Genomic DNA, 579 nt, shown 5'->3' with positions numbered 1-579 from the left:
CGTGGGCGGGGGCGCACAATGGGAGCCGCGCCTTCCCTCCGGCATCCGCCCCCGGCACCCGAAGGAGCCCGAGATCAAGTCGTCCCGTCCCCTCTCCCGCACGGCCGTCGCGCTCACCTCGGCCACCCTGCTGCTCACCACCGCCACGGCCTGCTCCACCGCCGACCACCTCACCTCCGCGATGCGGGTGAAGAACGCCGTCGCCAAGCTCGGCGAACAGGAGAGCGTGTCGGTCACCGCCCGCCTCGACGCCACACCCGCCGAGATCCTGGCCTACCTCCAGGAGGGCGACGGCCCGGGCAAGGGCCCGCACGCGCGGCAGCACGCCAGACTGCTCGCCGATCTGGAGATCGCCGCGGCGGTCAGCGCGGGCAAGCCGCTGCGCGACGTCAACGCCCGCGACCGGGTCGACAACGCGACCGCCGTGAACTTCGGCGGCAAGGACGTCTTCGCCTTCAAGTCCGTCGACAGCAAGCTCTACACCCGCGTCAACCTGGCCGCGCTCGCCACCGAACTGGAGGAGAGCGCCGCGCCGGGCGGAGGCGGGGACGCGGCGCTCTCCTCCAGTTCGGTGGCGAG

Annotated in this window: 1 pseudogene; it reads left to right on the top strand. The window is 73.1% G+C overall.

The annotated features are described in order from the left end of the window. A pseudogene (locus FNX44_RS28460) lies at positions 1 to 579 on the top strand (hypothetical protein); the annotation flags it as partial.

The organism is Streptomyces alkaliterrae (assembly GCF_007097205.2).
GTDB classification, from domain to species: Bacteria; Actinomycetota; Actinomycetes; order Streptomycetales; family Streptomycetaceae; genus Streptomyces; species Streptomyces alkaliterrae.
The sequence above is the reverse complement of the archived record's forward strand: the minus strand, read 5'-3'. Positions and strand labels throughout refer to the sequence as shown.